Raw genomic sequence first — 25916 nt, 5'->3', positions numbered from 1 at the left:
CGGGAGTTATTTGTATGACCGACGATATCGACCAAACTCATATCCGCACGGTTGTAAAGACTTACGCCCCTCCTTGAAGACGCTGCCGCAGAAAAGACGCATGTCGCGTGTTCCGTTCTGAGCGATTGAGACTTCCGAGAGAGCATGGCTCTGGAGTTCAAGCAATAATCAAGAAACACCGGCCAATCACCATCTACCGAATTTAGACCATTGCCCTCTCAGTCTTTTATCAATTCAGATAAGTCATCAACGTGCCCGCTCACAAGTACAAGCATCCTTTCAACGGCTTCATCGCTACTAAAGATTTTTAATCCCTTCAACGACTTAATAACCCACGCAACCATTTTTACAAAATCGTGCCCACGAATGTGAAGTCGCGGGTCCCCCTCTAGCTTACCCACCCATAACGCTGTTGCCTCTACAAACGCCACCTTCTTATCAAACACCGAATTCTTATTAATAAGCCTATCAACCAACCCTAAGGAATCGAGACTCAACTTACTACCTGCACAACCTAAATCCTTATCCAGATCCACCCACGATAAGTTCAAATCAAGCTCACGATCCGCCAATCGCATCGCATAAAGTTCAGCAAGCACATCTATAAAACTTGAAAAAAACACACTCCAATCAGAAATTTTCGATTTTGCTGTAGCAACCAATATAGAATGCAATATATCCTCTGTTAAAAAATACAATTCTATAGAGTTATATTTCGTCCACATCAACCCAGAAATCGATTCCAATGGATTAAACCAATGATCCAAATCGCGATCAACCAAACAGTGATAGGAGTTCTCCACCCCTCGACCTGAAAGTTCTTTGGCGAAAGCGATAACCCGTTGCTTATTCCCGGATGTCAAGCCGTATTTATCAAGCAGCTCTCCACTTACATCTACACTGTCTATTTCATAAACAACCTTTACCTTATCACCTCTCTTGCGCAAGCACTGTGTCAATATCTCCCTATCAAATACACCCTCAACATACACATCCCGGATTTCCGGTTCCAGCTCGTATCTAGTTACAATATCTTCAACAGATCTACGAGGCAAGTTCATGCTTTAACCCCCTCCAACTTCACAACACGTCGTCGATGTTGAGAAATCAACTCCATTGAGTGAGAGGCAAAAACAAATTGAATACTTGCGCCCTTTGTCACATCCAATAGAGTCTGAATAAGCGCCCTTTGCCACTTAATATTCAGCGATATTTCCGGCTCATCAATCATGAACACACTTGCACTATCACGCGCAGAAAGAACATAACAAAATAGCAGCAAAAGCTGTTGTTCACCTGATGAAAGCTGCGCAGGAGAAAGCTCGTCACCCAAACGGTTTCTTATAACAAAACCAGAACTAAGTGTATACTCAATGCTTTTATCACTTAAGTAATCGTTAACCACACTTACAAAAACATCAACAATTTCATATACAGTATTTAGCGCTTCCAGTCGCCCTTCCAAACTTTTAATATATGGCTTAATAACTCGCACAGCGATCGACGCAGTATCTCCACTAGCTCGATTTAACACTCGTTTAAAATCTTCAACCTCTAGAGACGACACCAGCTCGTAAGTTGCCAGTTGATACGTACGCTCTCTGATATGATCAAGCCGCTCGACCAATCCACCTATGGCATCCAGACCAATTAACTCCTCAACCGAATCGAGTTCCTTTTTCAAACTAACAGGACGTATTAAATGCTTTAGAACATCTAAATAAACAGAGTGCGCATCCATGGACCCTTGGTTCGCACCCAACAATGCTTCTTTATTTATCCACTTAGATGCAGCATTGAGCGCCTGTGACAATGCAATTTCTCTAGAGCGAACGACCAAATCATTAATCCGACGAGGTTCTGAAACCCTCATCATCTTTCGATACTCAACCTCATCTGAAGGATCTGCGACCGCGTCACTATCCAACCGCCTGTCGGCATTCAAAATAAAAACCGACGGCATCAATCTTTTTAGCGACTCCAGATACTTATCTTGATCAATAAGTGGGTTTTTACGATTTTTCGTTAAGGGATAGCTTTTACCCAAAACGCTTCTGAGCAGCTCTTCAGTAACTACATATCGCTCCGACCCTGCCTCTTCCCCTATAAACGATTTTACTCTAGGGGTAAAATCCCATCCAGCAACTAGCTTAGTCCCTTCCAATATTCTAAGCTCAAGTATATTTTTGTTTCTAAGCGCCGTGACCAGCACCCCCGTCCCAAGGGAAACCTCTAACTTTTCAAATACAGTATTATAAAGAGCATTTCTGTGCCCCCTTTCGTTATCTGCAGAAAGCAAATGAAATGCAAGCCGCAGCACTGTACTCTTACCAACTCCATTATCACCATAGAGTATAGAGGCTTCAGAACTCTCAAAAGGAATCTTTAAATCATAACTATAAAGACCAAAAAGCTTTTCAACCTTAATACTTGAAATAAAAAGATCCACTATCTATCTCCATGAATGATGGTTAATTAGATACACGCCCATGGCAAAAAAATGCGCACTCAATAATGGCACATAGCCGCCTAAAAAAGAAATAGCCTCAAGTACGATACGCCCCTCCATAGCAGCTCCCACCCAGCCTTGTCAAATGCCAAACCTCAATATTTCTACATTCCCGGAAATTTTGTTTATTCATGACATCTCGTCAACAGTGCAAAGGCCTGAACAAATCAAAATTTTCTCATCACAAAAATTTAAGCGCGGTCGAGGTTTAGGTATAGGACAAGTGAGATGCCTTACTGCACAAGTTCAAAAGAATGCCAATACCACTCTCAACCATCACTTCGTACCCACAGAAAACTCACTAAAAATTGGCAGTGCGATCGTTGTTGCGCCTAAGTCGTAGTGCTTATTTTTTGGCAATCAACTCTAGCAATACATACCGTTTGTAATAACAACCCTAGCGGGAACAACGCTATGCTGGAGCAGGCGCCAACCCAAACTATCTGATCTATTTTTCGTGCAGATTGCCGTGATTGCCTAATGTGGGAGATTTTTTTTGTATGACTGACGATATCGACCAGATCCTGATCGGGGCCTTGATGGAGGATTCGCGGCGCTCGCTCAAGGCGCTGGCGCAGATCAGCGGGTTGTCCTCGCCGAGTGTGGCCGAGCGTTTGCGCCGCCTGGAGGAACGCGGTGTGCTCAAGGGCTACACCGTGGAGATCGATCCGAAATGCTTCGGTTATCAGTTGCAGGCGATTGTCCGGGTGCGGCCATTGCCGGGGCAGCTCCAGGAAGTCGAGCGGCAGATTATGTCGATTCCGGAGTTCACCGAGTGCGACAAGGTCACCGGCGAAGACTGCTTCATTGCCCGTCTGCATGTGCGTTCGATGGAACAGCTGGACACCCTGCTTGATCGGCTGAATACGCTGGCGGAAACCAATACTGCGATCGTCAAGAAGACCCCGGTGAAACGGCGATTGCCGCCGATGGCCTGAGCAGCGTAGATTGAGTTTTTTCCGGCGAAGGATTGGCGGCATGAAAATTCAGGCAATGATGCTGGCGGTGTTGATGCTGGCTGGGTGCGGGACGGTGCAGACCGTAGCGTTCAGTGACAAGCATTCCACGGAGCAGTTGAAAGCGAACAAAAGCTACTGCGGCGCGGTACCGCGTATCTACAGTGGCGTGACGTACGACTTCTGTATGCTGCACGCCGAAAAGCCGGATGACGTCGATGCGTTCAACTACAAGAACGCGACGCCGGGCCTGCTGGTCGATGCGGCCGTGTCGGGAGTGCTCGATACATTGCTGTTGCCCTACACGATCTATAAGCAACAGGCCGATGGCAGCATCGTGATCAATTGATCGCAGCTCTCTTTTTCGCAGACAACAAAAAACCCGCTTTCGCGGGTTTCTTGTTTATAGCGGTGTAGCAATCAGTCGTCGCGGCTCATGATGCCGAAGATCTGCAACAGGCTGATGAACAGGTTGTAGATCGATACATACAGGCTGATGGTCGCCATGATGTAGTTGCGCTCGCCGCCGTGGATGATGGCGCTGGTCTGGAACAGGATGCAGACCGACGAGAACAGTACGAAACCTGCGCTGATCGCCAGTTGCAGGCCGCTGATCTGGAAGAACATGCTCGCCAGCGTCGCACCCAGCAACACGAAGAAACCGGCGGTGATGAAGCCACCGAGGAAGCTCATGTCCTTGCGGGTGATCAGCACGTAGGCCGACAGACCACCGAACACCAGTGCAGTCATCGCGAACGCGGAGCTGACCACTTCAGCACCGCCCTGCATGCCCAGGTAACGGTTGAGGATCGGGCCGAGCAGGAAACCCATGAAACCGGTCAGGGCAAACGCGGACACCAGGCCCCAGGCCGAATCACGGAGTTTGTTGGTGAGGAAGAACAAGCCGTAGAAACCGATCAGCACCACGAAAATGTTCGGGTAGCCGACGCGCATCTGCTGGGCCACGAAAGCCATCACACCGCTGAAAGCGAGGGTGAGCGCCAGCAAGCCGTATGTGTTGCGCAGGACGCGGCTAACCTCTAGCTGCTCAGCCTGCACGCTGTTGTGAACTGCGTAATCCTGTTCGCGCATGGCGACACTCCTGTTGGTTTGAAACGTTCAGTCGCAAAGATGATAACAGACGCTCTGTAACAAGCCATGCACAGAGTTTGACAGTGTGTTTCATTCAGGTATTATGGCGCCCGCAACGCAACGGAGGTGTGGCCGAGTGGTTTAAGGCAACGGTCTTGAAAACCGTCGACTGTAACAGGTCCATGAGTTCGAATCCCATCGCCTCCGCCATATTTGATACGACAAAGCCCTGATTATTCAGGGCTTTGTTGTTTCTGGAGGTTGGATTGCGCCAATGCAGAAAGATCGATTCGTTGCAGCGTTTTCGGACGCGTCCTAAAACTAAGCTGCCGAAATCGAATTACCATCGCAGCCGGCGGCCTTCACCATAACCTGCGATATGCACATTGCGCATACCTTGCACGTCCCTCCCCGGCGTTCTGCCGACCGAAAACTTCCCCTGCTACTCTGGTTTCGTCCACGGAGGAAACCGCAATGTCCAATTCAGATCTGCTCCCTTCCCTGCTCTTCAAAATCAACGAAAACCAACTCGCCCTTGAGGCTGCCATCATGGAGCTGACCCTCTGGGTGGAGCAGCGCGGATCCACCGACGTGGCGGAAAACGTTCGCCAGTCTCTGGCCGCAATCGATCGGAATGAGGAGTTCATCAAGATGACCCTCGCCGTGTTGATGACACCCGACTGACAGCTCGTCGCTTCACACTCGCCCAACAGCCTCGCCTCAATTACTGTACATGCATACAGCATTTGTACAGTGAATCCGTTCCCATGAATTTCGATCAGGCGAAAGCCCTCCGACTCCAGCGATGGCGCTCAACTCTCGATGATCAAGATTTCCGCATGCAAAACCCAGAGGGGCACCGCCAAACCCTTCATGAGATGTCAGCTGCGCTGCAAACAGAGGGACTTATCGACCGGCTTGAACAGTTCGAGATGAACGAGATGGCCGACGCTGCCTACTGGCACGCCGTTGAAGAGCTGCAGAACTCGCCTGGCCATTACCGCGGCGCGTCGACTTACAAAGTCGTGCAGATCGACAACGGAAAGCTGCTGGGCACCATCAGCCGGTCCATATTCAACTTCGCATATCCCACGCCGCGAGGCGCGTCATCCGCGTACGACGGGAAGATTTACTCTGGTCCAGAAGGCATATATCTCAATCTGGGTCTCTCCAGAAACATTGGCAAAATTTCAGGACTGATCCTGGCCATGTATGGGCAGCGATACCAGCTGGTCGAAACAGAGCGGGTCATCGGTGGCGTCGACTACCGGCCAATTGACGACCCTGATACGTATCGCGCGCTGGTTGACGCTCGCCAGGTCGCACAGGAAGAGCGCGATCTGCGCGCTTTTGAAAAGGTTCGACCACACATCGAATCTTCGGCGTTCTGCACCTGCCCTACCTGTCTCGACCGCTTTGGCACTCGCGAAGACTGCCCAACCTGCGCCGGAAAAGGTTTTGTGACGAAGCCCATCAGGTTGTTTGCATTCAAGGCGGTGAATTGATCGATCCGACATGAAGATCGCAAATTTGATCTGAAGGAAGCGATTTCAGGTACTGTTCCGTTCCGATCCAAAATTGGTGTAAACCCCTTCTTTATTGCCTCTCGGGCCGTTCGCTGCCCTTCTGAAAAATGATCATCGTGCCGTCACGGAGGATTTGTTCAATTGAACGAATCGAATCTGGTAAGAATCAATATGGGCGGCATCAAACGTGTCAGCTGACAAATCGACTATTTCATTGCCGGAGAAGAATGCATGCCTCTCAGTGACACCATCGCCAGAGCATCGCTAAGCGCAGAGGAGCGTTCCTCTATCGCTGAAATCGAGGCGACTACAAATATTTTGCAGCTCGTTACACGCCTGACAGGAGCACGTTTTGCGGCAATCGCAAAATTCACGGAATCGGAATGGATAGTCTGCTCCGCATACGATCCAATCGAACTTGGGATAAACACCGGAGATACATTGGAATTGGAGACCACACTCTGCAGTGAATTCCGACGAGATCCACAAGTGCTCTTTGTGCCCCAAATCAGTCAAGACGGTAGGTTCTCGACACGTCCGGTTGTGAAGCAATATTTGATTGAAAGTTATGCAGGAGCTCCAATTTTTCTTCCTGACGGGCAACTTTGGGGAGCGCTATGTGCTTTAGATTCAAGGGCTGTCATATATGAGGACCCCGATCTAGCCGACACCTTAGGCCTGTTTGCGCGACTGATCGGCTGCATCTTTTATTCAAATCTGGCGGAATCCGGGAGCGGATATAGCAGTACCGAATCATATGTTACGGAACAAGGACGCTCCTGATATAGGCTTGGCACGCCTGCAGCGCAATCAATCCCCGATCACCTTCACCGGTGATGGCGATAATTCGTTGAGCATGCGCCGGGTCAAGTTGGGCGCGTACGGTTGCATGATCCACGCCGCCGGCGCCGGTGGCGGCAGGCACTGAACAGCCACCGGTTGACCCCGCGTCGAGGAGGACTGACAACCGCAAATCAGAAGTGGCAAGGCGATCGCGCAGAAGAGCCTGGTCTTTTTGGGCATTGGTCATTTTCTCGGAGTGGGTTTTGTCGCTGGCAGCCAGCCGCTGCTCGAGCGCCAGCCGCTTGTCCTGCTCGGCCTGCTGCGCGGTGGCGGCCGCCATCGTCAGCTGGTAGAGGGTTTCGGTGTGCAGCCTTGCCTGCTGGGCCAGTTGCTTCCCGTAACGCCAGTCCTGGAGCTGCCAAGCGACAGCAGCGCCGACCAGCACTAGCACCGCTGCGCCGATAGCTTTCCAAGGGATCACCATTACGGCACATCCTTGAAGAAGACGTGCCCGCCCTGCCTCAGAGTTTGCTTCGCTTTCGCGGCCCAGCCCGGTGGCGTCTTCATGGACAGCGCGTAGTAGTGAGTGGCCCCACCGGTGGGATCCGGCACTTTCCCGTCGATCACCTGATCAGCCGCACCACGCGCTTGGGCCAGTTCACGAAATGGTATCTGCCGCGCACCGCTCAGAAACGGATAGTTCGGGTCGTTCTTGTTCCAGCAGCTGAACTGGTAAGGCTTCTGGCACACACCAGCGTAGCCCTCCCCCCACCATGAATTGCTCTTGCCGTCGAATACACGGTTCCGAATGGTCCACGCCACAGCCACTTGGCCGGCCAACGATTCGCCGCGAGCCTCGCCCCAAAGAGTTCGGGCAAGAATGTCGCGGTCTTTCTCGGTAATGGTCATCAGCTTTCTCCAGACAAAAAAATACCCGCTCAGCGGCGGGTTGCTTGGGTGTGATTTTGTTTACGGGCGGACTGGGCGATGGTTCGAATCCGGGAAGTATTCGGCACCATCTTTCCAATTGCTCAACTGTCCGCGATACTTGAGCCAGTCCTTGCGGGTTCCGGCCAGCAGATCCGCCGGCGGCACATCAGCTTCAGCTTCTTCCAGGGCTTCCAGCTGTCTCGCAGTCACGGCGAGCTCTTCACCACGCCAACTGGCCTCCCGCGCGATTCGACCGGCCACCGCGTCCATTTCTTCGAGCTTTCTCAAGAGCCACTCCGGCAGCTCGTCCACCAGCGTTTCGTCAGCTTCAAGCGCCATGTCCGCGCTCACCGAACGAAGCTGGCCGTCTTCCTTTATTGCATACGGCATGTTGTTACCTCTCAAACAGGTATCCGTTCGCGTACACGTTGAACAAGGCACTGGCCGCCCCGTCGTGACGCCATTGGAATGATTGGGTGCTGCTCAGGGGCAAGTCGCAGTAATAGGACCCGCCGGCCAGTACGAAGAAGCTGTGCGCGGATGAGGAAACCGGGGCCTGGAGATCTGGATTCCCCAACCTGGCGATCGAGTCTGTCGCGGCGTTTTGAAACAGACAGCTCAAATGCGAGGCCGCGACGGGCACAACGGTAAGGCAACTGACGGTCTGCGCGACGATTACCGCGCCGGATACCAGCAGGAACGGTGCCCCAAACAGGTTTTCCCCATAAGCAATGCGGTCCTCGGCATGCGTGAACTTCATCAGTGTGTTCGCAGTTTTCGAAAGCACAGAGCCAATGTACCGCCGGGAGGTGTCGCCGGATTTCGCCCGGGCGGTTCCGGAGTAAAGCACCGGTGCCGTGGTGGACACTTCAATGGCTGGCACTCCCGCATTGCTGTACAGGTAAACGTGATACATGGTGCTTGCACTGAGGGTCAGGCCGGAAACGGTAATCGCGGCCGGGACGATCAGCGGAGCACCGCCGGAAGGAATGCTGGCAATCCCTGTCGTGACCGATATCGAGTTCGCACTCACCCATTTCATGCGAAGGCCTTCGATGTACTCTTTTCCAACACCCAGCTTCGACGCATTTGCAGCCGCCGCTGCGTTTTGGGATGCCTGAGCCTGGAGCTTGCCGAACGCAGTCAGAATCGGATCAGTGCCCGAAATGGCTGCCGGATCGGGGACAACAAGCCCGGTCAGCGTTGTGTTTCGGACTCCACTCCCCGTCATATATTTGTTGACGGCCCCCTCGGGCAGGCCGTCGGAGCTGGATAGATTGAGTGCAGCTCGCACTCCCTCGGTGGTGCCTGTGTTGCCCAGCACCGCGAGTACGCTGCCGAATTGATTCATCAGAGCGCGCAGCGCGTCTGCCGAGTCCTTGACGTAGCCCTGCATCGGGGCCAGCGCATACACCCCGCCCGTCGCAGTTGATCCCTGATAACTCGGCGAGATGGCCAGCGCGGTATCACTGGCAATGTTGACGACTTCATACCAGTTGCCGTCCGGACCGCGAAAAGCATCGCCCACACGACCGTTTGCAAGAAACGCCGTGCCGGCGCCGATCACGGCACTGGAATTTTGGGTGACAGACACCGTTCCTGATTTGTACCAGGGCATTGAGTTTCTCCAGAAGGCTTGAGTTTCAGGCCAGCAATTTGGCGCAGAGGAAAGGCCGGTGGCCCTGATCGGTCCAAGCTGTAGTAGCAAGGCTGTACATCAAAATGCGACCGTTTGCGTAATCAACACCCAGCGCACACCCGCCGCCGTTTGCGTTGTTGTGGCAGTTCATCGCAAACGGATTCAGTGAAATGTATTCACCGGCGCCGAGCGCTTTGCTGATTGCCCAGATATAGCGGCGGCCGACGGTCAATTCCTCGCTTCCGCTGTAGACCCAGTTACCGGCAGCGGACGTCACCACCACCGCCGGTGCCCCACTGTCGTAGACAAGGGCGCCGTTTTGATCCCACAAACGCATTCCGTAAGTCGCGGTGCCCATGGACGCCCAGGCCGCTACGAAATAAAGACCGCTGAGTGTTGCGTCGACAACTGATGCCTTCATTGAGAACCCGGTCCAGTTGCCCGGGCCACCCGTAAACCAGACCGAAATCGGAACCTGCACTACTCCGGTCTGCGTCGGGCGAATGAACACAATCGGAGGATCGGCGCTTGTGACTGCTCTCGCGAACACGGCCGTGACGTTGGTGCTCCCAGAGTAAGAGCCTTTGGTCAGCATGCAGAGTCGTGGCGCGTCCGAATCGATTTGCACAAACGAATTGTCGTTGATGCTCTGAAAGCCATAGCTCATGTCGAGTACCTGATCGCGTAACCCTTGGCGACAATCCGTGATCCCCCCGTCGAGGCGCTTGCAGAAGGGTTCTTCGGCCTTACAACCACTTGCCCAGCCGCCGTCGTGACGTAGGGGTAAGACTTCGCATTTCCGAGGGGATCTGCCTCCGCCGTTTGCACGTCCTGCGCCCGGGTCGGGATGATCATGAACACGCAGTTGGCCGGGTTGAAACCGGAAATGTTCAGGGTGTAGCTGGGCACCGTTCCGCTGAAGTCGATTACGCCCTGCCACAGCACCTGGTACGTAAACGAGTTGGTGTCCATGGCGAGAAATCCATTCTCGTCAAAGACACGCAGGCCAAATAAAGCCATCAATCACCCCAAATAGCCGAGACGGACACGCAGCACGTTATTGGCGTCGTAGACCGAGACGTTCAACGAGTTGATCACCAGCCGCCCCTGACCTGGCACGATGCCGTTGATCTCCAGCGTTCCGTCCTTGTTGAGAATCCAGCCTTGCTGGCCGGCGATGTAGTTGGTCGAGCTGATGTAGCTGCCGATCTTGGCGTTGGTGATCGTGCCGTCAGCGATGAACGCCGAATTCATGAACACCTGGCCACCCTGCACCGCGAACGGTACCGAGATGGCCCCGCCGGCAATCGTGTTGACGATGGCGAACCGATCTGCGGCGACCAGAAACTGGCTTTGAAACACGCCGTTCACGTTTTCGATGCCCAGGCCAATACCGGCAGCAACGTATTGCCCGTTCGCCGTGACCTGCATCTTCACCGACCACATCGTTTTCAGATTGCCGTTTACATCAGCAAAAGCCGTGGCCGTTTCCTGAATGGCGGCAGTATTCTCGCCAACCTTCGCAGTCACTTGAGTGATGGCCTGCGCAGTCGCTTCCTTGTCGGTCGCGACCGTCTGGCGAAGATCGGTAACGTTCGCCTCGTTTTCGCCAACCGCTACCGACAAGGTCTCGGTTTTCTGCGCGAGTGCCAGATTCTCCGACGCCCTTACCTTCTCCTCGCTTGCGATTGCGGCCGTGCTTCCCCACTCTTTTAGAGCGCCATCGAGATCTCCCTGGCCGTCGTCATCACGCCAGGAGGCGCGAAGCGCCTGAAACGCCGTCGCCTGCGCCGTGACCACACCATCAAGTTCAGTGATTTCAGCGGTATTGGTCGTCACCTGCTGCGCAAGCCCGTTGGCGGTTTGCACGGTTTGCCCGACATCGAGCCAATAGGCTGGATTCGGCGGAGGTGTATCGCGCGGGACCGGACCGGTGGCCTGGTAGATGCGCTTGCCAACCACAACCAGGTCGTACTCCTCGTATGTGTCATCGGGGTTGTAAGTCTTCAGGCCGTCGAGCGCATCGATCTGCGCCTGCAGCCCCGGGATTTTGTCGATCTCGTCGAGGATGTCCTTGCCCAACTCCGTGCGGCCGATTTCGCCGGCGATCATTTCCAGAATCGCCGCCGCGTCTGAACTCGACTGCCCCTGCACACCCATACCGATCGGATACCACGGCCCGATGTTGCCGATCTTGTCGACGATCCGTCCCCAGAAATAGAACGTCACGCCGGCGCGCAGGCCGAGCATGGAAAAGTCACTTTGCGGGTAAGCCAGGTCGGTCAGCTTGGTGGCCATGTCGAGCTGCGTTGTCTGGCTGTACCAGATCTCAGTCCGCTGGCTGTCTTCGGCGCCCGCCGGGAAACCCCACTTCAAGTAGATCCCGAACAGCAGTGGCGTGGCCGTCAGATAGCTGAGTGCCGGTGGCAGCCCTTGCTTGCCGCTGAGGTTGGTCAGGATCGAGTTGCGCCAGATCGACGTGATGTCATAAGCACTCACCGCACGGACGCGGGCCACGTAGGCACCGGCGTAAATCCCGACCACGTCCACGTTGGTCATGCCGGTACGTTGCAGTTTGATCCAGTTGCCGCTGTCCTTGCGCCACTCCACGTCATAACCGACCGCGCCATCCACGGCTGGCCAGCTGATGGTCATGGTGGCCACGGCCAGCCCCTGAATGACCGACGACGTCGAAACGACAGTCACGCTCGCCGGCGCCGGAACCACGGTGATTGGGATCACGCTGATCGGCCGCTCTTCCAGGCGGGCACCGGTATCGATGTAGGCGAATTTGCTCGGCTCGTACTGTAGAGCGCTGATTTCAAAGTCGCCTTCGGTGGTGCGTTTGGTTCGCAGCACGCGATACAGCGGAATCGCCAGGTCATCCGCGTCGATCGCCCATTGCAGTTGCGCGATCGGCGGCTCGCTGTAGTTGGTTGTGACGGTCACCGCGCGGCCGTTGACGCTCTGCACGGTGCGGCCCTCAGCGCGCCCGCCCGGCAAGTTGATGATCAGTCGATCACCGGCCTTGGCCTGGCTGTCACGGTCGAGCGTCACCACGCGGCCAGACGCCGACGAGATCCGGCCGCCGACCTCCCGCCCCGCCAGCAGCGAGTCCGCCACCGGGATGATGTGCCCCGGCAGCGGGATAACGCCTTCCATGCCGGTCTTGAACGACACGGTGCGATCCTGGTTGTTGCTGAGGATCGCCCACTTGCCACGACGCTGGGCCTCGGAAGCGCGGGTGCAGCCAATGGCGCTCAGCTCAGTTGGCCGGTCGCCGTAGCGACGTTGCAGGTCCAGGTCGGCGAACGGAATGACGTCGGTGTCGTAGTTGTTGGCCGGGTTGTCGTAGCTGACCAGCGCCCGGGTGTACCGCGTCTTCGCCGAGGCGCTGCCGTACGAGAACTTCCCGTCGATGACGTTGGCCCGGGTAAAGACGTAGTCGAAGTCCTGCGCGCGTGGCATGTCGGCCTGCATCACCAGCTGGCCCTGAGCCCAGTAGGTCATGCCCCGGTAAATCGCCGAGATGTCGCGCAGCAGCGACCAGGCATCGGCCTTGCCCTGCAGGTTCATATCGCAGAGGAAGCGCGGCTCCTGACCGCCCAACCCGTTCGGCACCAGCTGGTCGCAATACTGGGCGATCCGGTACAGCTCCCACTTGTCGACCATGAACGGCTTGATGCGCTTGCCAAGGCCGAACATTTCGTTCGTGCAGATGCCGTAGGTGATCCACGCCGGGTTGTTGGTCCAAGCCGACTTCATCGAACCATCCCACGTCCCGGTATAGGTGCGCAGGATCGGGTCGTAGTTGCTCGGCACCATCCAGCGCCGGGCCTTGCACTTCACGGTCACCGCCGGGATGTTGGTGAATTGCTCGGCGTCGAACTCGATGTAAAGCAGCGCGGTGCTCGGGTAGCGCAACTTGGCGTCGATGATCTCAGTGATACCGGCGATCAGCATGGTGTCAGCGATCTTGTTGCTGTTCTGGTTCGGCGTCAGGCGGCGCACGCGGATCTGCCAGCCCGTAGTGGCGTTCGGCAGGTCGATACGGCGCGAGCGCTCATAACGGGTTGTGGTTTTGCCGTCGACCGCGTCTGGATATACTTGCTGATAGGCGCCACCGTCAGTGGCCAGGTCGATCGCGTAATCGATGCGGTAGCCACCGACATTGCCTTCATCGTCCACTCTTTGCAGCGCTGGCCACGCGAAGCGCATACGTACGGCGGACAGCTGGATATTGGTGATCGAGCGCACCCACGGTGCATCGCTGCGTAACTCAACGTTCAGCGACGTCTCGTTCTCCACGGCCGGAATGCCCGGGATGTAGGTCTGATCCACGGAACCCGGGCGCCAGTCCCATTTCACGTTCGGGAAGTTGTAATTGCCGCTGGCATCGCGGATCGGTGTGTTGTCCAGATAGATGTCGTAATCGGTTGGGACGCCATTAAACTCACCTTCGCCCACGGCGATTAGAATTTTCGCCAGGTTGGTCGAGCGCAGGCTGTCGCTGGCTTCGACCGGCGATTTCGGCTTGCTGCTGCCGCCCTTCTCGCCGTAGATCTCAATCTGTTGCGCTGCGCCCATGCTTTCCTCCAGGCATAAAAAAACCGCCTCACGGGCGGTTGGTGTGCTGCTGTCCTGCTTACGTTTTGTCTTCGGCGTAGATCGACGCCGAGATAATCATCCCACCCCACCGGCGCTCTCCGATGCAGATCGGAACCGGGTTGCCGCTGGCCGTGGTGTTCTTAGCGCTGCCGAAGGCGTAGGACGGTGCGTTTTCCGGGGAAGCGCTCTGTTTCAGGCCTGATGCTTGGGGGCTGAGCATTTGGATCACGCCGCCGGCGACAAGGCCGATACCCGCGCCAATCAGTGGCGCACCAAATGGCGTGGTCGAAAGAAACGTACCGGCAACGATCAGGACTGCACCGACAATGGTTTGAATCAACCCAGCCTTCTTGCTTCCGTGGATTACCGGCACGATACGAATGTCGGTTGCGCCACCCAAGCCAAATTCCGCTTCGCCAACGTTCTTTCGATTGCGAAACACCGCAAAGCGCATGCCCAGCCGATCAAGGCGCTGAATCTCCTCCTTGAATCCTTCAAGCGTCGCCTTCAATGCTCGGAACGCTTCCCAAGCCTGGCCAGAATCCAATACTCGAAGATGAACTCTGCCAAACTTGGCCGCAAGAGACCCGGACAGCTTGATCGTAGTCATAGGCTGATAGTGAGCAACGCTCGATTGCATGATTTTCTCCAGGCATAAAAAAACCGCCCTAAGGCGGCTGATTGCGAATTGATTTACTGATAATCGACATACGGTCCGAGAAAGAAGCCGCTCATGTCTCCACTGATTCGGTAAAGACTTTCTTTGCCACTTTGCACATTGGCAGAAATCGTTCGAATGGCTGCCCCGCCGCACAGCCCGGAGCCAGCGAGACCTGCTCCAATACTTGGATTCCCCGGCGGCAGGTAAAAGGAAGCGCGCTGACCAGTGCCGATTTTCGCGGCCTTCCGGCCATCGACATACACGACGATGTCACAACCAGATCCAACCATTCCCGAGTCCCGGACGACCGTTACCTTGCCGATTTCGCCGGCTGGTTTGGTTTGAAACGCGTACAGCTCATCACGCGGTACCGGATCGGCCTGGCTAACCGGAATAGCTGACGATGCACACCCCACCAATAGCGCTAACGCCAGCGCTCCTACAATCAGTTTCATTCGGGTCACTCCTGTGGGAAAAATTCAAGATACCACCGAGCCAAGCAGCAATGAAAAAAGCGCGCCCCGGCGAGGCAGGGCCGGTTTATCAATCAGAATTCAGAATCACAATCTCGATGTTTCAATGCATCTTTCAGCAAGTACACAACGCTTCCGGCCCCGCCATCGAAAATAAGGTCGTCGTACAGCATTGTCGATTGACGGTAGTGTCCATTCAAAACCTCTAACACCGCACAGATTGCATCCAATCCAGCTTTGATTTTTTGACGATTTGCCGTCGGTAACGGGTTAGCGACTCGGTTCTGAATATGAACTAGATCATTGTGTGCGATCCGCTTGTTACGATGCGCCCTTGTGAACTGAGCCTCGATCAAAGCATTGTGGATCGCGGCTTCCACCTTAACTTTGACACTAGGGTCAGCTACCAGGCTCGGAATCGCTTTGATGGTAAGTGTTTTCTTGCCAGCGCTAACTGGAGGGTCGGTAAGCCTTGAAATGCCCAGCATCACACCGTCCCAAAGTTGCGCCTGCACAACACTAAAAAATGTCGGCGCAGCCTTGTTCAGAACGCTCACAGTCCCCTGATCCACACCAAAAAGCGCCTCGTATTGCTTCCAAAGCAGCAAGATATCTAGAAGGTGATCGTTGAGGTCGCAATACATGGCGCCTAAGTCCACCCCCATGGCCGCCACGCACTGCGCTCGCACCTCTTTGTGACTCAACATTCCTAGATCCATTCGAAATTTCAATCCGGGATAATGTCACGGTGTATAGAGCGTCTCAACGCCTTACTCAGCTGGACTAGCATTTCTGTGCCTGAGTATCAGCCGGGTACGGTCGAGCCACGGGCCACCGAAAACGATGACCTCGGATGGCCTGCCATATAGGTGGTGCAGCAGGAACGGACCAGGCCCGAACGTCGCGGCATCCTCGCCGGGCAATGCCGGATCGGCGCCAAGGAAGATCCCGGCATGGTTTGGGTAAAACGTGCGCCCCACTTCCATCACGATCATGTCGCCGCGCTGCGGTTGGTCGACGCGGTAGAAGCCGGCGGCTTCGTAGTTCGCCTCGTAAAGGCTGGTGTTGTCCTTGCTCTCCCACCATCCGTCAGCACGCTTGAAGGCTTCGAACTCCAGTCCCCACTCGCGCTTGTACCAATCGGCACAGACTTGCCAGCAGTCCCAGGCGCCGTGGACGAATGGTCGCTTGAGTAGCGGCACCTCACCGGTAGGCATGACGGTACGCAGATCGCCCTCGGGCCAGCTCAGGATGTGCCACGGCAGCGCGGTCGCCTCGCACATGGCCAGGTCGCGCGGTGACGGCCTGCTGGTGGCGTCCGGATGCGAGTGCACCACCCCGATTACCTCGCCGACATCCTCCGCCGCCGCGTACTCCTCCGGGTCGATTCGAAATTCCTCGTTCGGCTCGGTCGATACGTTGCGGCACGGGTAATACTGCTGTTTGCGGCCCACCGCCAGCAGCAGGCCGCAGCACTCTTTCGGGTACTCGGCCGCCGCGTGAGCCTGGATCGCGTTGAGAATGTGTTTGCGCATGTCAGCTCCGTGCGATCAGCGAAACAGCCGGGAAGCCACCGAACGGCAGCGGGTTGCCCTCTCCGAAGCGAGGGATGCAACCTTTGCCCAGGGTGGCGTCGCATTCGTCCAGTTCAGGGTTGTCAGTAACGACGCCGTCCTTGGTCACGTACGGGCCGGTGTAACCGCAGTTCGGTCCTCGGTAGCCGCCGGTAAGGCACCAGTGGCATAGGGTCGTGGCCTGCCGGCCTATTGACTCGTTACCGACGTCGCCCGGGCTGGCCAACTCCCAACTGACCGTTTCTCCGTCCTCGTTCGTTTTCTGGTCGATGTACCAGACCTCGATCGTCTCCTGGGTTGGATCTGCCGTTGGGTTGCCGGCCGGAAAGTTCGCCGCGTCCAGGTACGTGCCCAGCGTGTGGCGCATGGTCAGCTTGAACTCGAGCAGATCCTCGAACGCCAGACAAAGCGCAGTGATGCGCCCGTTGACGTTGCCGACCGACAGTGTGGGCCGAACGGCTGTGCCGTCACCGTTCGCCTCGATGCCGTCGATCTGCATCGGCCATGCGCTGTACTCGTTGCCCTGCCAGTAGATCGCCTTCGCCGGCAGCTGGTCCGCGTCGTCGCCGGCGGCGATCAACTCGGCCGCCGTGTGCGGAATCGCGTGCCCATGGAAGCGCAAAACATCCGCGCCGTAGTCCGTGCCGTCCAATTCAAAGAGCAGCACTTCGCTGCCAGGCTCAAGCACCTGGATGTCACTGATCAGCGGCATGATTGCCCCTTATGGTTGGAATGCCCGCTCGAAGGTGGCGGTGAGTTTGAAGACGCCGCCGCCCATTGGCGTGGGAGCGGGATTTTTGCAAGTGAACAGGCCGAGCTCCCCGAGCGGTGTTTTCCAAAGAAACACTTTCGCACCGGCGTGCCGGTCGAGGAACGCCATGATCTCCAGCACCTTGGCCTTCTGGCCGGCGTAGGTGATCGGGTAAGAGTCCTCTTTGTTGTTCGGGCCGTCGCCGACGTTCTGTGCGTAGCCATTGCCGAACTTCGAAGTACGCACCCGATAGTTGATATCGGGTGTTTCCCCGCGCTCGGTTGGCCAGGTGAATTTCTCAATGGCCATCAGGCCCTCCCATTTGCATTTCGGAAGCTGGTACCGCCCGCGCGCCAAGAGTCGGCTACGGCCTTCTCGGCCACAGCCTGCATCTGCGATTGCAGGTTTCTCGACAGCGCCTGCTGGTCAATTTGCATGCCTTCGGAGCTGCGATCCTCGGTTACCACCGTCACCGGTGCGTTGATGCTGATTGCAGTACCGGATCCGCCGCCGGCAGCGATAACGCCCAACTTGCCGCTGAAGGTTCTGGTCAGAGGCATGATTGCCTCCGGCCCAGCTTCGCCCATGACGCCAGACTGGCCGCCGGCCATCCCGAAGGCGGTCGGCGTGCTGACGATGCTGTTGGTAAAGGCGCCACCGTTGGCAAACATCTGCACGCCAGACGACCAGGCGCCGCCGAGGGCCTGAGGAAAGTAGCTACCGGAATAGCCAGCCGAAGACGCGCCGAGGTTCGAGGACGTTGCGCCAGCGGATCCAGCCGCCAGCCCATTCCCGCTACCACTGCCAGTGAAGTAGCTGGTTGCGGCACCGACCAGGCTGCTCAGTAACGCCGAGCTGGCTTGCCGAGTCGCGATCCGCGCCATGTCCGCCAAAATCGACTTGGTGAAGTCAGCAAACGACAGCTTCCCGGTCATGGCGAAGTTGACGATCGCGTCTTCCATCGAGCTGAACGCGTTTCCGAACAAGGTTTTCGTTTGGCCGGCAATGTTGCTCGCCGAATCCAGATAATTGGCCCAGGCCGATGTCGCCCCTTTGGTCCAGTCACCTTGCGCTTTTTCCACATCCGCATAATTCTGCCGGATCTGGTCAGTAGCAGCTTTGTTCGCGTCGGCGAGCGCCTGCGACTTACGGGTGAACTCCTCCTCCGACATGTTCCGCGACGGATCTGACTTCTGATTGGCGAGCTCCAGCGACTGCTGAGCAAACCGGTCTTGCTGGCTGTTCAGCTCGTTGTTGAGCGCGTTCTGACGATCGCCCTGGCCGACGCCGAGAACGGCGCGCTGTCCTGCCAGCTCCAAAGCCCGCTGCTGCTGGGCCAGGGCCTGAACGTAGGTCGTGATCGACCGCTCTTGTCGAGCAAGGCGGCCGGTCTCGTTCGTGGCCAGAACTTCGAGCTGGCTGTCAGCCTCCTTCTGCGCCTTGACCATCCCGGCTCGCGCATCGGCGATTTTTTGGTCGAGCTGGATGCTCTGCGCAGCGGAGGTGGTTTTCTTCGCCTTGACGGATTCCAGCGCTGCGATTTCAGCCTCGTAGGCTGCGGTCACTTCATCGCGCTCGTTGCCGATCAGCGCTTCGCGTTTCAGGGCATAGTCAGCCTGGGAAACGAGCCCGGCCTTCTGCGCCGCGTCCAGTTCCTTCTGGGCGTTTTTGTATTCCTCGCTGATGGCCGCCAGATTGTTTTTGGCGTTGTTGAAACCGGTCAGATCGACCTGTGTGCCAGCGGTTTTCGGATCCTTGAACTGTTCGTTGATGTTCGCCAGGTTCTTGTCGATCGCCGCCTGATTCAAGCGCGGATCGTTGGGCGCCACCTTGCGAATGTCTTCGAGCTGCCGCTTGTAGTCCTTGATCGCCTCTGTTCGCTTCTGCTCGTTCGACCATGCCGATTTGGTCAGAGCGTCGATCTTCGCCATCGACGATACGGCGTCGCCTTGGGCTTTTGCCTGCTCCCCCTGCCACTTGGCGATGTCGGCTTCCGCTGCCTTCTGATCCTCCAGCATGTTGAGACGATTCTGGTAGAGATCGATCATCTCCTGCTTGTTCTGGAACAAGCCGACGTTACCCAATTGGGCAGACTCCAGGTTGCGCCGGGCCTGCTCGATATCGGCGTTGATATCTGGTCGGCCAATGTTCTTCAGCCCGTCAGCGGCACGCGCAACGGCGTTGTAGCCTTTCTCCCAAAAACTCAGGTTTTCCAGAATGCGTGGAGTGCGTTCGTTGATCGCATCAGCGTACTGCTCGGTCGCAAGCTTCACGGCGCCGGCATGGTCGCCCTGCTTCTCCAGTGCGGCGATTTGCGAGTAAACCGACGCGGTCAGGTAGTGATACTGCTCATTCAGCGCGGCAGACGCCTTGACCGGGTCGTCTGCAAGCTTGGCGAACTCAGCCACCGTCTCACTCACGGCCTTGCCAGTTGCTTCCTGCATCGACACGGCAGCCTGGGTGATGCCGGTGAAGCTCTCACCGGCGATCTTGCCGTTGTCGGCAAGCAGCGCAAGCACGGCTGCGGCCTGGCCGGTAGTGCCAACGGTAGCGCTGACCTGGCGAGCCATATCGCCCAACTGCCCGGCACTCACGCCGGCATAATTGCCGGTCAGGATCAGTGATTTGTTGTAGCTGTCTTGCTCCTCGCTGCCCTTGTAGAAGGCGTATGCCAGCCCACCAACCGCCGCAGTGGCGAGCGCGATTGGCGCAAGCATCGCGAGCAACCCAGCAGCGCCAGCGCCTGCACCGGCGCCCAACTGAGCAACTGCGCGGACGCCACTGCCCCAGTCGCCAGACGACAGCGCATTTCCGAGTTGCACGACGTTTTCCTGTGCCTGGCGGGTGCCGAGGCGCAGCTTGTCGAAGCCGGTGGTGGTTTTATTGAGCTTGTCGTAGTCCTTGTCGATCTTGCTCAGGGCGGTGTTGTATTCGTCCTGACTGATCCGCCCAGCGTCCAGATGCTTGCCCAATTGCTCAACCTGGGTGTCCAGTTTCGCCAGCGCGGCGCGGGCCGGGTCAATGGCGCCCAGAAGGCTGTTCAGCGCCTTTTGCTCGTCCATGGCCGACTTGGCCAGAGCAACCTGCTGCTTGTCGAGCTGTGCCGAGATCTTCGCGGCCTCAGCCTCGCCATAAGCACCGGTTTTCGTCAGCTTTGCCAGCGCATCGCGCTGTTTCGCGAGATCCTGCGTGGTCTTGGCGCTAGTCGAAAGCGACTTCTCCAGCGCCTGCATTTCGTTCATCAGCGAAAGGGCGGACTGCTCTGCTCGGCCGCCAGCCTTCGCCATATCATCCAGGCTGGTTTTTGCCTCGATTGCATCGGCCGAGTCGATCTTGATGCCGAGTTCGGAAATGTTCATCGACTCACCTTGAATAAGTGCCCGTGCTTACGGGCTGTTTTCCCTTTCCTCTGCCATGACGCGCAGGGCTTCGCCTTCCAGCACCTGCAGGTCAGGAAAGATTTCAGCGAGTTTCTTTTTCTTGATGCCGAGGAAGCCGGCAACGTCGCGGATGCAGTTGTAATCGAGACCGATCGGGCCACCAGAGCCGACCCGCCACTGCGTGGACATTCGGTTGAACAAGAGGAAGGCTGGCCAGTTGCATGGCCAGACCTCTACATCGTCACCCAACATATCGGCAGCCGTCAGCCCGAGGATGGCCAACTGCTCAGCAGAGGGCCCGCTTTCGTACAACGCCGCGGCTGCTTCTCTCAGTTTCCCAAGCGGGCCTGATTGAACGCGCTCTGATAGGCATTCACTACCGCTTCGGCGGTCCCCTGACACGACTTCACAAGGGCAAGGATGCTCTTGTCGTCGAACTTGTCATCGAAGCCCCATCCAGCGACCAAATCCTTGACCTGCTGAACTTGATACTCGGTTTCAGCAGCAACGACATCCGACAATGTGGTGCCATCCCCGAACCCCTCGCGCATTTCCTTCGCCTTCAAGTTCCACTCGTCAAACAGCGCGGCGAGTGCCGGGCGATCGCGATACTTGAAGGTGAACTCGATTGCCTCGGGCTCGCACCCGACGATGGGTATGTGGACGAGAGCCTTGAACGTAGGGTTCTGGGCGATCCTGATCTTTGCCATGGGAAGTCCTTATGCGCCGGCCAAATAGCGGAGCGAGCGAGCCGAAAGCCCGATGCTGATGGTGCGCGTCATTACGTTGTTGCGCTCCATCGTTGGATCGGGGGTGATGCTCACATAGCCTGGGTAGAGGATTTGATCGCCATTGCGCAACTTCATGCGCACGACGGCCAGCTCTTTGGTGTCATCGAAGCCTTCGACAGTCTCGACGTATTGAGCGGTCGGCTGATCCTCAACCACGATGGTGATCGTGGTCGGGTTGCGGTTGGTTGGAAACTGCTTGTCGTCGTCATCTTCCAGGTAGCCGACAGTTTGGTATTGCTGATCGCCGCCGGACGATGTGAAAGAGGTGACTTTCGAGATTTGCGTCCATCCAGATACCGGGATCACGGAGCCTGAACCTGCGCCGACAGTGAATTTGTCGGTATTGGTGGTGTTGAGACCAGCCAACGCAAAAGCATCGGCGGTTACGCCGGACGCCTTTACTGCGCGGTCATTGATCAGCGCCCAACCCGAGTTGATCAGCAAAACATCGCCGTTTTCGATGTCGTGCCCAACAGAAGCGGCGACCGGCGGTTTCGCATTGGTCAGGGCGGTGAAAGCGACGGCGGATCCCATAATGCTGGCGATCTCCAGCACAGCGCCGTTCGGCAGCGGAAAGCGTGCGGCCATGGTGTGTTTCCTCTTGAATGCCCGCCTGACGGCGGTAGGTTATGCCCCAGCGGGCGGTTGGTCTGCGACACCTGCGTAGGTGAAGCTGGTCGGGACCGTGTAGGTCGCCGACTCTGTGATAGTTGGCCCCTGATCTACCGGCTCAGTGATGAGGCCATCGAACCCGTTACGGGCCAACGGCGTGTCCACGCGAAAGAGCCGTGTCAGCTCTTCAACGAGAGTCTCGGCGGTGGCCATGGCCTGGGCAGATGGACAGACAATGCTGATCTGATAAACGCCGGTGTACTCATAGGCGTCGCCGCCGAGATAACGGCAGGTGGTGCTGGCTGGCAGCTGGAAGGCTCGCAGATATGTTTCAGATGGGCCTGGTGTAAATGGCTGATTCGAATAGGCCACTCGTATAGGACGCGCAGCCGACCACGCGACCAGCTTCGTTTCGATGGCCTGACGGGCGCGTGCGTGACTCATACCTGATTGTTCCTAATGGCCTCCTGCACGATCTGCTGGAAGCGGGCCACAGTTACCCGGACCATGCCGCTTGGGGCCTGGGTCGAGTGTCCGAACTCCAGCGGGATCGCATAGGGCAAATTGTTGATGAGGTAGACCATCTGGCCTGCGGTGAAGTCGCTGATGGCAGCGACCAAGACCGCAATGGTCTCGGCGCCACTCGGGTCCACCTCGTCGAATGTGACGTTCTCGACAACACCGATGGACAGATGCCAGTTCGCCCGGAATCGGCCGCCGACGTAGTCATTGCCGGCAACGAGACCGTTCACGTTGAAGTTCTGGTCGCGCTCAGTCTTGGTCAGGGGCTTGGCGTACTTCACGCCGCGCTTCAGCTTCCCCGCCTTCGTGAAATTACTTTCATCCAGGTTGATAAGCGTGTTTCGTACGGCCACCTTGAAGTCGTAGTCGTCGGCCGCCCGGGTGTTCGCCTGGCGGTGAGCGACATTCGCCGCCCAGATCTCGGGGTTGCCCACGGGGGACATGCGGATCAGGCTGCTACCCAGCTCGATGATGATCTCGCGCACACTGGCGTCGATGGCTTCACTGGTCTGGGCTGCGAATTCGGCCAGGCTCAATGCGAAGCTACCGGACTGGCCAGTGCCCGCTCTGCTCATGACCGCACCTGCAGCTCATACAGGATTGGGGTGCCGGCCGGATTCACCTCTTTCAGAGGCGGCACAATTGACCAGGTGCGGCCCTGAATGATCACCTTGTTCAGCAAGTCCGGAACCCACTCCAGCCCCTGCGCGGCGATCTTGAGCTTCTTGTCGCCCTGCTTGATGAGGCTGTTGTTCTGGAATTCCTGACCGGTGAAGTCGAGCAGGACTCCTTGGGCGGTCTGCTCTTTGGTGCTGTCAGGCGGTGCCGAGCCGGCTTCCGGGTCGTACTCGCCGACGGTTGTGGCGCGGATGGTCACCGACTGGCCGAACTGCGTAATCAACCGCAGAGCAGTCGCAGCCGTGCGGTCGTAGAACGCGCTCATTGTTAGGCCCTCACGGCAAACAGGCCTCGCTTGGCCAGATAATCGGCGAATTGGGTTCGGCTGGGCCGATTTGGAGCTGCAGGCAAAAGCCTGCCGCTGGTGTTGCTAAGGGGCGCGTATTCAACATCCACCGCACCTTCTACTCGCTCACGGATCACTGCGCCCTGACGCTGGTCGATTGGATCGACATCGTCGGTGTGGATCTCGGCTGCCAGCGCCATCTGACCGTACTGGATTCGCGCCGGAAGGTAGTTGTCGGGCTTGATCTCGCGATCCAGCTCAACGCCCCGGCGCGGCCAGGACAGGGCCTGCTCGCTGTTGGTTTTCCGCCCCTTCCACGTCATACCATCCATCGCCAATGCGGCACGGCGCAGCAGCGCTTCCTGTGCTGGCACCTCCGCCGGGATGACCACGCCGAACTTCACGGCGTACATGGTCAGGTCTTCGGCAGATGCGTAGCTTTCGGCGTCAGGCTTGCCAGTACCGTCCTCGATGATGAGAGTCATGAATCAGCTCGCTGTGTGAGTTGGGCCGGGCGCCGTTTGGTGGGCGCCCGAATTATTACGCCTTCGGAAGTTCCGAAACCGCCCTTTCCAGTGACTCAACCGAAGCATTCGCCCGGTACGGCACATTGGCCGCATCGAGTTGCGCTTTGAGGCCGGCGATCTTCTCGGCATTGTCGACCGGCTCAGCTGCCACTTTGAGGCGTTCGACTTCTTCGCGTAAGGATTCAACCTCGCCCGCCAAGCTGTCACGATCACCCTTCAGCCCTTCAAAGCCTTCATGAATGGCTTTCAGCGCACCGAACAAGCGGATCGGCAGTTCGCCGGCGCCCGGATGCTCCAGTTCAGACAAGCCTTCGGCAGCCTCGATCAGCGACACGATGCCGTCGCGCTCTGCGTTCAACTTGTCGATCAGCTCCTGCAGCGCAACGCTATCAACGCCACCGCTGCCGGCGACCAGCAGCACCGGCGCCGACTCGGTCTGTCGCAACGTCACTTCCGGCACATCGTGCGCCTCACCTTCACGGCTTTCGGTGACATTCGCGTCAATGATGCGGAGGCCGCGTTCCTTCGCCAGCGCCTTCACGTCCTCCAGATATTGATGGAACGGACCAGGCAGATACCAAATTTTGTTGCTCATGATTGCATCTCCGCCAAGCCGGGCACACGTCCCGGCTTGGACATCGCAGGGTTACTTGGAGGCGTCACCGATCAGAGCAACACCAGCCGTGTGCTTGATGCTGGCGGCGGTCTTGTCCCAGTTGGTACCGGTCGCCAATTCGGCGTCAGTTGGGGAAGCGCCACCGGCCGTGGTGTCCCAGGTGTAGCCCTTCAGGCCCAGGCCAAACGTGTAGTCGGTCTGGATGGTTGTTTCGATGCGGCCCTTGCCGTTAGTGGTCTCGACGTTCGAGATGATGTCTCGGTTGTCGTGAACCAAAGCGGCACCGGCGACCAGGGACAGGATGATTTCCTTGTTCGGGGTGCCCGCCTGCATCAGCGCAGGGGCATCGGTCACGATGGAGATCTTGCCCAGGATGTCGACAACGCGGACGTTGCCAGCCAGGAACAGATTCGCCGAGTTGACCAAGCCTTGGCCGACCAGTTTGTGCCAGGTCGAGCCCTGCATAACCTGAGTGACCAGATTCTGGCTGGAGTCTCCGAACTTGGCGTGCGAGTTGTTCAGCCCGGACTGGGTGATCCCGGCAGTGGCCGAGATATCGTTCGTCGCGGCAGCCTGAGCGGTGATCGCAGCAACCAGTGCAGCGATAGCGGTGTTCAGTTGATCCTTCAGCAGGACTTCTGCGAAAGCACGGCTGGCAACTTCGATACCCTGGGCAGTCGGGCGTTGCAACCACGACATTTGCGACGGCTCGTAGCGCAGCGGGCCGAAGCCACCAGCGATTTTCACCGAGGTGTTTTTCAGCTCAGTCAGATCAGTTGCACTGACAGTGGCGTTGGCTGCGTAGCGATCGACCCGACGTTGAGCCGATGCCAGGTTCTGGAAGAACGACTCCTGCAAGAAGTCTCCGGTGAAGCCATCAGGGGACAGCACAATGGCGCCATTGCTGGCTTGGTTGAACGCATCGGTCATCTGATCAAGCGTTTCCAGCGTGGCAGGCATCACGTACTGGTTGAATACCTGCATTTGAGTCAAAGACATGGA

General features: G+C 57.0%; 32 protein-coding genes and 1 tRNA gene. 7 read left to right on the top strand and 26 right to left on the bottom strand.

What is annotated here, in order from left to right:
• Positions 1 to 218 precede the first annotated feature (218 nt).
• Both M5B44_RS13855 and M5B44_RS28920 read right to left on the bottom strand, forming a co-directional pair.
• On the bottom strand, positions 219 to 1061 hold the full coding sequence (locus M5B44_RS13855) for a DUF4435 domain-containing protein (protein ID WP_248739522.1): 843 nt from the start codon (positions 1059 to 1061) through the stop codon (positions 219 to 221).
• A complete protein-coding gene (locus M5B44_RS28920) occupies positions 1058 to 2449 on the bottom strand; it encodes an AAA family ATPase (RefSeq protein WP_248739521.1) in 1392 nt (463 codons plus the stop codon). The genes M5B44_RS13855 and M5B44_RS28920 overlap by 4 nt, the downstream gene beginning before the upstream one ends.
• 560 nt (positions 2450 to 3009) lie before the next feature.
• Between M5B44_RS28920 and M5B44_RS13845 the strand changes: the two genes are divergently transcribed.
• Complete coding sequence (locus tag M5B44_RS13845; protein WP_007955121.1) at positions 3010 to 3447, top strand: Lrp/AsnC family transcriptional regulator; 438 nt, start codon at positions 3010 to 3012, stop codon at positions 3445 to 3447.
• A gap of 40 nt (positions 3448 to 3487) precedes the next feature.
• A complete protein-coding gene (locus tag M5B44_RS13840) occupies positions 3488 to 3814 on the top strand; it encodes a YceK/YidQ family lipoprotein (RefSeq protein ID WP_248739520.1) in 327 nt (108 codons plus the stop codon).
• A 71-nt stretch (positions 3815 to 3885) separates the two neighbouring features.
• Here the strand turns inward: M5B44_RS13840 and M5B44_RS13835 are convergent, their stop codons facing one another.
• Positions 3886 to 4557, bottom strand: coding sequence for a Bax inhibitor-1/YccA family protein (locus M5B44_RS13835; RefSeq protein ID WP_027613775.1), 672 nt, complete (start codon positions 4555 to 4557; stop codon positions 3886 to 3888).
• Positions 4558 to 4679: 122 nt separating this feature from the next.
• Between M5B44_RS13835 and M5B44_RS13830 the strand changes: the two genes are divergently transcribed.
• The 4 genes from M5B44_RS13830 (at position 4680) to M5B44_RS13815 (ending at position 6866) form a co-directional block, all read left to right on the top strand.
• A tRNA-Ser gene (locus M5B44_RS13830) sits at positions 4680 to 4767 on the top strand.
• A 264-nt stretch (positions 4768 to 5031) separates the two neighbouring features.
• On the top strand, positions 5032 to 5241 hold the full coding sequence (locus M5B44_RS13825) for a hypothetical protein (protein WP_248739519.1): 210 nt from the start codon (positions 5032 to 5034) through the stop codon (positions 5239 to 5241).
• A gap of 83 nt (positions 5242 to 5324) precedes the next feature.
• On the top strand, positions 5325 to 6062 hold the full coding sequence (locus M5B44_RS13820) for a hypothetical protein (RefSeq protein ID WP_248739518.1): 738 nt from the start codon (positions 5325 to 5327) through the stop codon (positions 6060 to 6062).
• A 252-nt stretch (positions 6063 to 6314) separates the two neighbouring features.
• Positions 6315 to 6866 carry a GAF domain-containing protein gene (locus M5B44_RS13815; RefSeq protein ID WP_248739517.1) on the top strand — a complete coding sequence of 184 codons (552 nt, stop codon included), beginning with the start codon at positions 6315 to 6317 and terminating at the stop codon, positions 6864 to 6866.
• Between the two features lie 27 nt (positions 6867 to 6893).
• On the opposite strand, the gene rz1 is transcribed toward M5B44_RS13815, so the two are convergent.
• Positions 6894 to 7106 (bottom strand): lysis system o-spanin lipoprotein Rz1, encoded by a 213-nt coding sequence (rz1, locus tag M5B44_RS29075; protein ID WP_412546971.1) that lies wholly within the window; start codon positions 7104 to 7106, stop codon positions 6894 to 6896.
• Between rz1 and M5B44_RS29070 the strand changes: the two genes are divergently transcribed.
• Positions 7099 to 7314, top strand: a complete 216-nt coding sequence (locus M5B44_RS29070) for a hypothetical protein (RefSeq protein ID WP_412546970.1) — start codon at positions 7099 to 7101, stop codon at positions 7312 to 7314. The two genes, rz1 and M5B44_RS29070, sit on opposite strands and share 8 nt — an antisense overlap.
• A gap of 35 nt (positions 7315 to 7349) precedes the next feature.
• On the opposite strand, the gene M5B44_RS13805 is transcribed toward M5B44_RS29070, so the two are convergent.
• The 22 genes from M5B44_RS13805 to M5B44_RS13700 all read right to left on the bottom strand — a co-directional run bounded on the left by M5B44_RS13805 (position 7350) and on the right by M5B44_RS13700 (position 25913).
• Positions 7350 to 7775, bottom strand: coding sequence for a cell wall hydrolase (locus M5B44_RS13805; RefSeq protein WP_248739515.1), 426 nt, complete (start codon positions 7773 to 7775; stop codon positions 7350 to 7352).
• A gap of 60 nt (positions 7776 to 7835) precedes the next feature.
• Entirely contained in the window at positions 7836 to 8186 is a 351-nt protein-coding gene (locus M5B44_RS13800; RefSeq protein ID WP_248739514.1) for a hypothetical protein, read from the bottom strand.
• A 4-nt stretch (positions 8187 to 8190) separates the two neighbouring features.
• The gene (locus M5B44_RS13795) at positions 8191 to 9414 is read right to left on the bottom strand and encodes a hypothetical protein (RefSeq protein WP_248739513.1); all 1224 of its coding nucleotides are present in this window, start codon (positions 9412 to 9414) and stop codon (positions 8191 to 8193) included.
• Between the two features lie 25 nt (positions 9415 to 9439).
• Positions 9440 to 10102 (bottom strand): hypothetical protein, encoded by a 663-nt coding sequence (locus M5B44_RS13790; RefSeq protein ID WP_248739512.1) that lies wholly within the window; start codon positions 10100 to 10102, stop codon positions 9440 to 9442.
• Positions 10099 to 10407 carry a hypothetical protein gene (locus M5B44_RS13785; protein WP_248739511.1) on the bottom strand — a complete coding sequence of 103 codons (309 nt, stop codon included), beginning with the start codon at positions 10405 to 10407 and terminating at the stop codon, positions 10099 to 10101. The genes M5B44_RS13790 and M5B44_RS13785 overlap by 4 nt, the downstream gene beginning before the upstream one ends.
• Before the next feature lie 51 nt (positions 10408 to 10458).
• On the bottom strand, positions 10459 to 14022 hold the full coding sequence (locus M5B44_RS13780) for a phage tail protein (RefSeq protein WP_248739510.1): 3564 nt from the start codon (positions 14020 to 14022) through the stop codon (positions 10459 to 10461).
• A 58-nt stretch (positions 14023 to 14080) separates the two neighbouring features.
• Positions 14081 to 14683, bottom strand: coding sequence for a tail assembly protein (locus M5B44_RS13775; RefSeq protein WP_248739509.1), 603 nt, complete (start codon positions 14681 to 14683; stop codon positions 14081 to 14083).
• 53 nt (positions 14684 to 14736) lie between these two features.
• Positions 14737 to 15159, bottom strand: a complete 423-nt coding sequence (locus M5B44_RS13770; RefSeq protein ID WP_248739508.1) for a hypothetical protein — start codon at positions 15157 to 15159, stop codon at positions 14737 to 14739.
• 92 nt (positions 15160 to 15251) lie between these two features.
• Positions 15252 to 15884 (bottom strand): hypothetical protein, encoded by a 633-nt coding sequence (locus M5B44_RS13765; protein ID WP_248739507.1) that lies wholly within the window; start codon positions 15882 to 15884, stop codon positions 15252 to 15254.
• A 63-nt stretch (positions 15885 to 15947) separates the two neighbouring features.
• Positions 15948 to 16712: a C40 family peptidase gene (locus M5B44_RS13760; RefSeq protein ID WP_248739506.1), complete on the bottom strand. Its 765-nt coding sequence runs from the start codon at positions 16710 to 16712 to the stop codon at positions 15948 to 15950.
• Between the two features lies 1 nt (position 16713).
• Positions 16714 to 17463 (bottom strand): phage minor tail protein L, encoded by a 750-nt coding sequence (locus tag M5B44_RS13755; RefSeq protein ID WP_248739505.1) that lies wholly within the window; start codon positions 17461 to 17463, stop codon positions 16714 to 16716.
• A gap of 9 nt (positions 17464 to 17472) precedes the next feature.
• Positions 17473 to 17811 carry a phage tail protein gene (locus M5B44_RS13750; RefSeq protein ID WP_248739504.1) on the bottom strand — a complete coding sequence of 113 codons (339 nt, stop codon included), beginning with the start codon at positions 17809 to 17811 and terminating at the stop codon, positions 17473 to 17475.
• On the bottom strand, positions 17811 to 20861 hold the full coding sequence (locus M5B44_RS13745) for a phage tail tape measure protein (RefSeq protein WP_248739503.1): 3051 nt from the start codon (positions 20859 to 20861) through the stop codon (positions 17811 to 17813). Before M5B44_RS13745 ends, M5B44_RS13750 begins: the two co-directional genes overlap by 1 nt.
• Before the next feature lie 27 nt (positions 20862 to 20888).
• Positions 20889 to 21134, bottom strand: coding sequence for a DUF1799 domain-containing protein (locus M5B44_RS13740; RefSeq protein WP_248739830.1), 246 nt, complete (start codon positions 21132 to 21134; stop codon positions 20889 to 20891).
• Between the two features lie 77 nt (positions 21135 to 21211).
• On the bottom strand, positions 21212 to 21592 hold the full coding sequence (locus M5B44_RS13735; RefSeq protein ID WP_119428285.1) for a phage tail assembly chaperone: 381 nt from the start codon (positions 21590 to 21592) through the stop codon (positions 21212 to 21214).
• Between the two features lie 9 nt (positions 21593 to 21601).
• The gene (locus tag M5B44_RS13730; RefSeq protein WP_119428286.1) at positions 21602 to 22261 is read right to left on the bottom strand and encodes a phage tail protein; all 660 of its coding nucleotides are present in this window, start codon (positions 22259 to 22261) and stop codon (positions 21602 to 21604) included.
• Positions 22262 to 22300: 39 nt separating this feature from the next.
• Positions 22301 to 22729: a phage tail terminator-like protein gene (locus M5B44_RS13725; RefSeq protein WP_119428287.1), complete on the bottom strand. Its 429-nt coding sequence runs from the start codon at positions 22727 to 22729 to the stop codon at positions 22301 to 22303.
• Positions 22726 to 23382, bottom strand: coding sequence for a hypothetical protein (locus M5B44_RS13720; protein ID WP_248739502.1), 657 nt, complete (start codon positions 23380 to 23382; stop codon positions 22726 to 22728). Before M5B44_RS13720 ends, M5B44_RS13725 begins: the two co-directional genes overlap by 4 nt.
• On the bottom strand, positions 23379 to 23750 hold the full coding sequence (locus tag M5B44_RS13715; protein WP_248739501.1) for a hypothetical protein: 372 nt from the start codon (positions 23748 to 23750) through the stop codon (positions 23379 to 23381). Before M5B44_RS13715 ends, M5B44_RS13720 begins: the two co-directional genes overlap by 4 nt.
• Before the next feature lie 2 nt (positions 23751 to 23752).
• The gene (locus M5B44_RS13710) at positions 23753 to 24256 is read right to left on the bottom strand and encodes a DnaT-like ssDNA-binding protein (protein WP_248739500.1); all 504 of its coding nucleotides are present in this window, start codon (positions 24254 to 24256) and stop codon (positions 23753 to 23755) included.
• 55 nt (positions 24257 to 24311) lie between these two features.
• Positions 24312 to 24893: a hypothetical protein gene (locus M5B44_RS13705; protein WP_248739499.1), complete on the bottom strand. Its 582-nt coding sequence runs from the start codon at positions 24891 to 24893 to the stop codon at positions 24312 to 24314.
• 51 nt (positions 24894 to 24944) lie between these two features.
• Positions 24945 to 25913, bottom strand: a complete 969-nt coding sequence (locus tag M5B44_RS13700) for a major capsid protein (RefSeq protein ID WP_248739498.1) — start codon at positions 25911 to 25913, stop codon at positions 24945 to 24947.
• Positions 25914 to 25916: the final 3 nt, after the last annotated feature.

The sequence above is a fragment of the Pseudomonas sp. MWU12-2029 genome (assembly GCF_023242425.1).
Classification (GTDB): Bacteria; Pseudomonadota; Gammaproteobacteria; order Pseudomonadales; family Pseudomonadaceae; genus Aquipseudomonas; species Aquipseudomonas kribbensis.
This window is presented reverse-complemented; position numbering and strand designations above follow the sequence as displayed.

Coding starts and splice junctions, on each gene's coding strand:
- M5B44_RS13855 (WP_248739522.1), bottom strand. CDS start 1,061: ATGAACTTGCCTCGTAGATCTGTTGAAGATATTGTAACTAGATACGAG.
- M5B44_RS13740 (WP_248739830.1), bottom strand. CDS start 21,134: ATGTTGGGTGACGATGTAGAGGTCTGGCCATGCAACTGGCCAGCCTTC.
- M5B44_RS13745 (WP_248739503.1), bottom strand. CDS start 20,861: ATGAACATTTCCGAACTCGGCATCAAGATCGACTCGGCCGATGCAATC.
- M5B44_RS13845 (WP_007955121.1), top strand. CDS start 3,010: ATGACTGACGATATCGACCAGATCCTGATCGGGGCCTTGATGGAGGAT.
- M5B44_RS13710 (WP_248739500.1), bottom strand. CDS start 24,256: ATGACTCTCATCATCGAGGACGGTACTGGCAAGCCTGACGCCGAAAGC.
- M5B44_RS13840 (WP_248739520.1), top strand. CDS start 3,488: ATGAAAATTCAGGCAATGATGCTGGCGGTGTTGATGCTGGCTGGGTGC.
- M5B44_RS13730 (WP_119428286.1), bottom strand. CDS start 22,261: ATGGCCGCACGCTTTCCGCTGCCGAACGGCGCTGTGCTGGAGATCGCC.
- M5B44_RS13800 (WP_248739514.1), bottom strand. CDS start 8,186: ATGCCGTATGCAATAAAGGAAGACGGCCAGCTTCGTTCGGTGAGCGCG.
- M5B44_RS13825 (WP_248739519.1), top strand. CDS start 5,032: ATGTCCAATTCAGATCTGCTCCCTTCCCTGCTCTTCAAAATCAACGAA.
- M5B44_RS13770 (WP_248739508.1), bottom strand. CDS start 15,159: ATGAAACTGATTGTAGGAGCGCTGGCGTTAGCGCTATTGGTGGGGTGT.
- M5B44_RS13705 (WP_248739499.1), bottom strand. CDS start 24,893: ATGAGCAACAAAATTTGGTATCTGCCTGGTCCGTTCCATCAATATCTG.
- M5B44_RS13835 (WP_027613775.1), bottom strand. CDS start 4,557: ATGCGCGAACAGGATTACGCAGTTCACAACAGCGTGCAGGCTGAGCAG.
- rz1 (WP_412546971.1), bottom strand. CDS start 7,106: ATGCCCAAAAAGACCAGGCTCTTCTGCGCGATCGCCTTGCCACTTCTG.
- M5B44_RS13780 (WP_248739510.1), bottom strand. CDS start 14,022: ATGGGCGCAGCGCAACAGATTGAGATCTACGGCGAGAAGGGCGGCAGC.
- M5B44_RS13765 (WP_248739507.1), bottom strand. CDS start 15,884: ATGTTGAGTCACAAAGAGGTGCGAGCGCAGTGCGTGGCGGCCATGGGG.
- M5B44_RS13815 (WP_248739517.1), top strand. CDS start 6,315: ATGCCTCTCAGTGACACCATCGCCAGAGCATCGCTAAGCGCAGAGGAG.
- M5B44_RS13805 (WP_248739515.1), bottom strand. CDS start 7,775: ATGACCATTACCGAGAAAGACCGCGACATTCTTGCCCGAACTCTTTGG.
- M5B44_RS13760 (WP_248739506.1), bottom strand. CDS start 16,712: ATGCGCAAACACATTCTCAACGCGATCCAGGCTCACGCGGCGGCCGAG.
- M5B44_RS13715 (WP_248739501.1), bottom strand. CDS start 23,750: ATGAGCGCGTTCTACGACCGCACGGCTGCGACTGCTCTGCGGTTGATT.
- M5B44_RS13735 (WP_119428285.1), bottom strand. CDS start 21,592: ATGGCAAAGATCAGGATCGCCCAGAACCCTACGTTCAAGGCTCTCGTC.
- M5B44_RS13750 (WP_248739504.1), bottom strand. CDS start 17,811: ATGGCCATTGAGAAATTCACCTGGCCAACCGAGCGCGGGGAAACACCC.
- M5B44_RS13785 (WP_248739511.1), bottom strand. CDS start 10,407: ATGGACACCAACTCGTTTACGTACCAGGTGCTGTGGCAGGGCGTAATC.
- M5B44_RS13725 (WP_119428287.1), bottom strand. CDS start 22,729: ATGAGTCACGCACGCGCCCGTCAGGCCATCGAAACGAAGCTGGTCGCG.
- M5B44_RS13820 (WP_248739518.1), top strand. CDS start 5,325: ATGAATTTCGATCAGGCGAAAGCCCTCCGACTCCAGCGATGGCGCTCA.
- M5B44_RS13755 (WP_248739505.1), bottom strand. CDS start 17,463: ATGCCGCTGATCAGTGACATCCAGGTGCTTGAGCCTGGCAGCGAAGTG.
- M5B44_RS13700 (WP_248739498.1), bottom strand. CDS start 25,913: ATGTCTTTGACTCAAATGCAGGTATTCAACCAGTACGTGATGCCTGCC.
- M5B44_RS13790 (WP_248739512.1), bottom strand. CDS start 10,102: ATGAGCTATGGCTTTCAGAGCATCAACGACAATTCGTTTGTGCAAATC.
- M5B44_RS13720 (WP_248739502.1), bottom strand. CDS start 23,382: ATGAGCAGAGCGGGCACTGGCCAGTCCGGTAGCTTCGCATTGAGCCTG.
- M5B44_RS13775 (WP_248739509.1), bottom strand. CDS start 14,683: ATGCAATCGAGCGTTGCTCACTATCAGCCTATGACTACGATCAAGCTG.
- M5B44_RS13795 (WP_248739513.1), bottom strand. CDS start 9,414: ATGCCCTGGTACAAATCAGGAACGGTGTCTGTCACCCAAAATTCCAGT.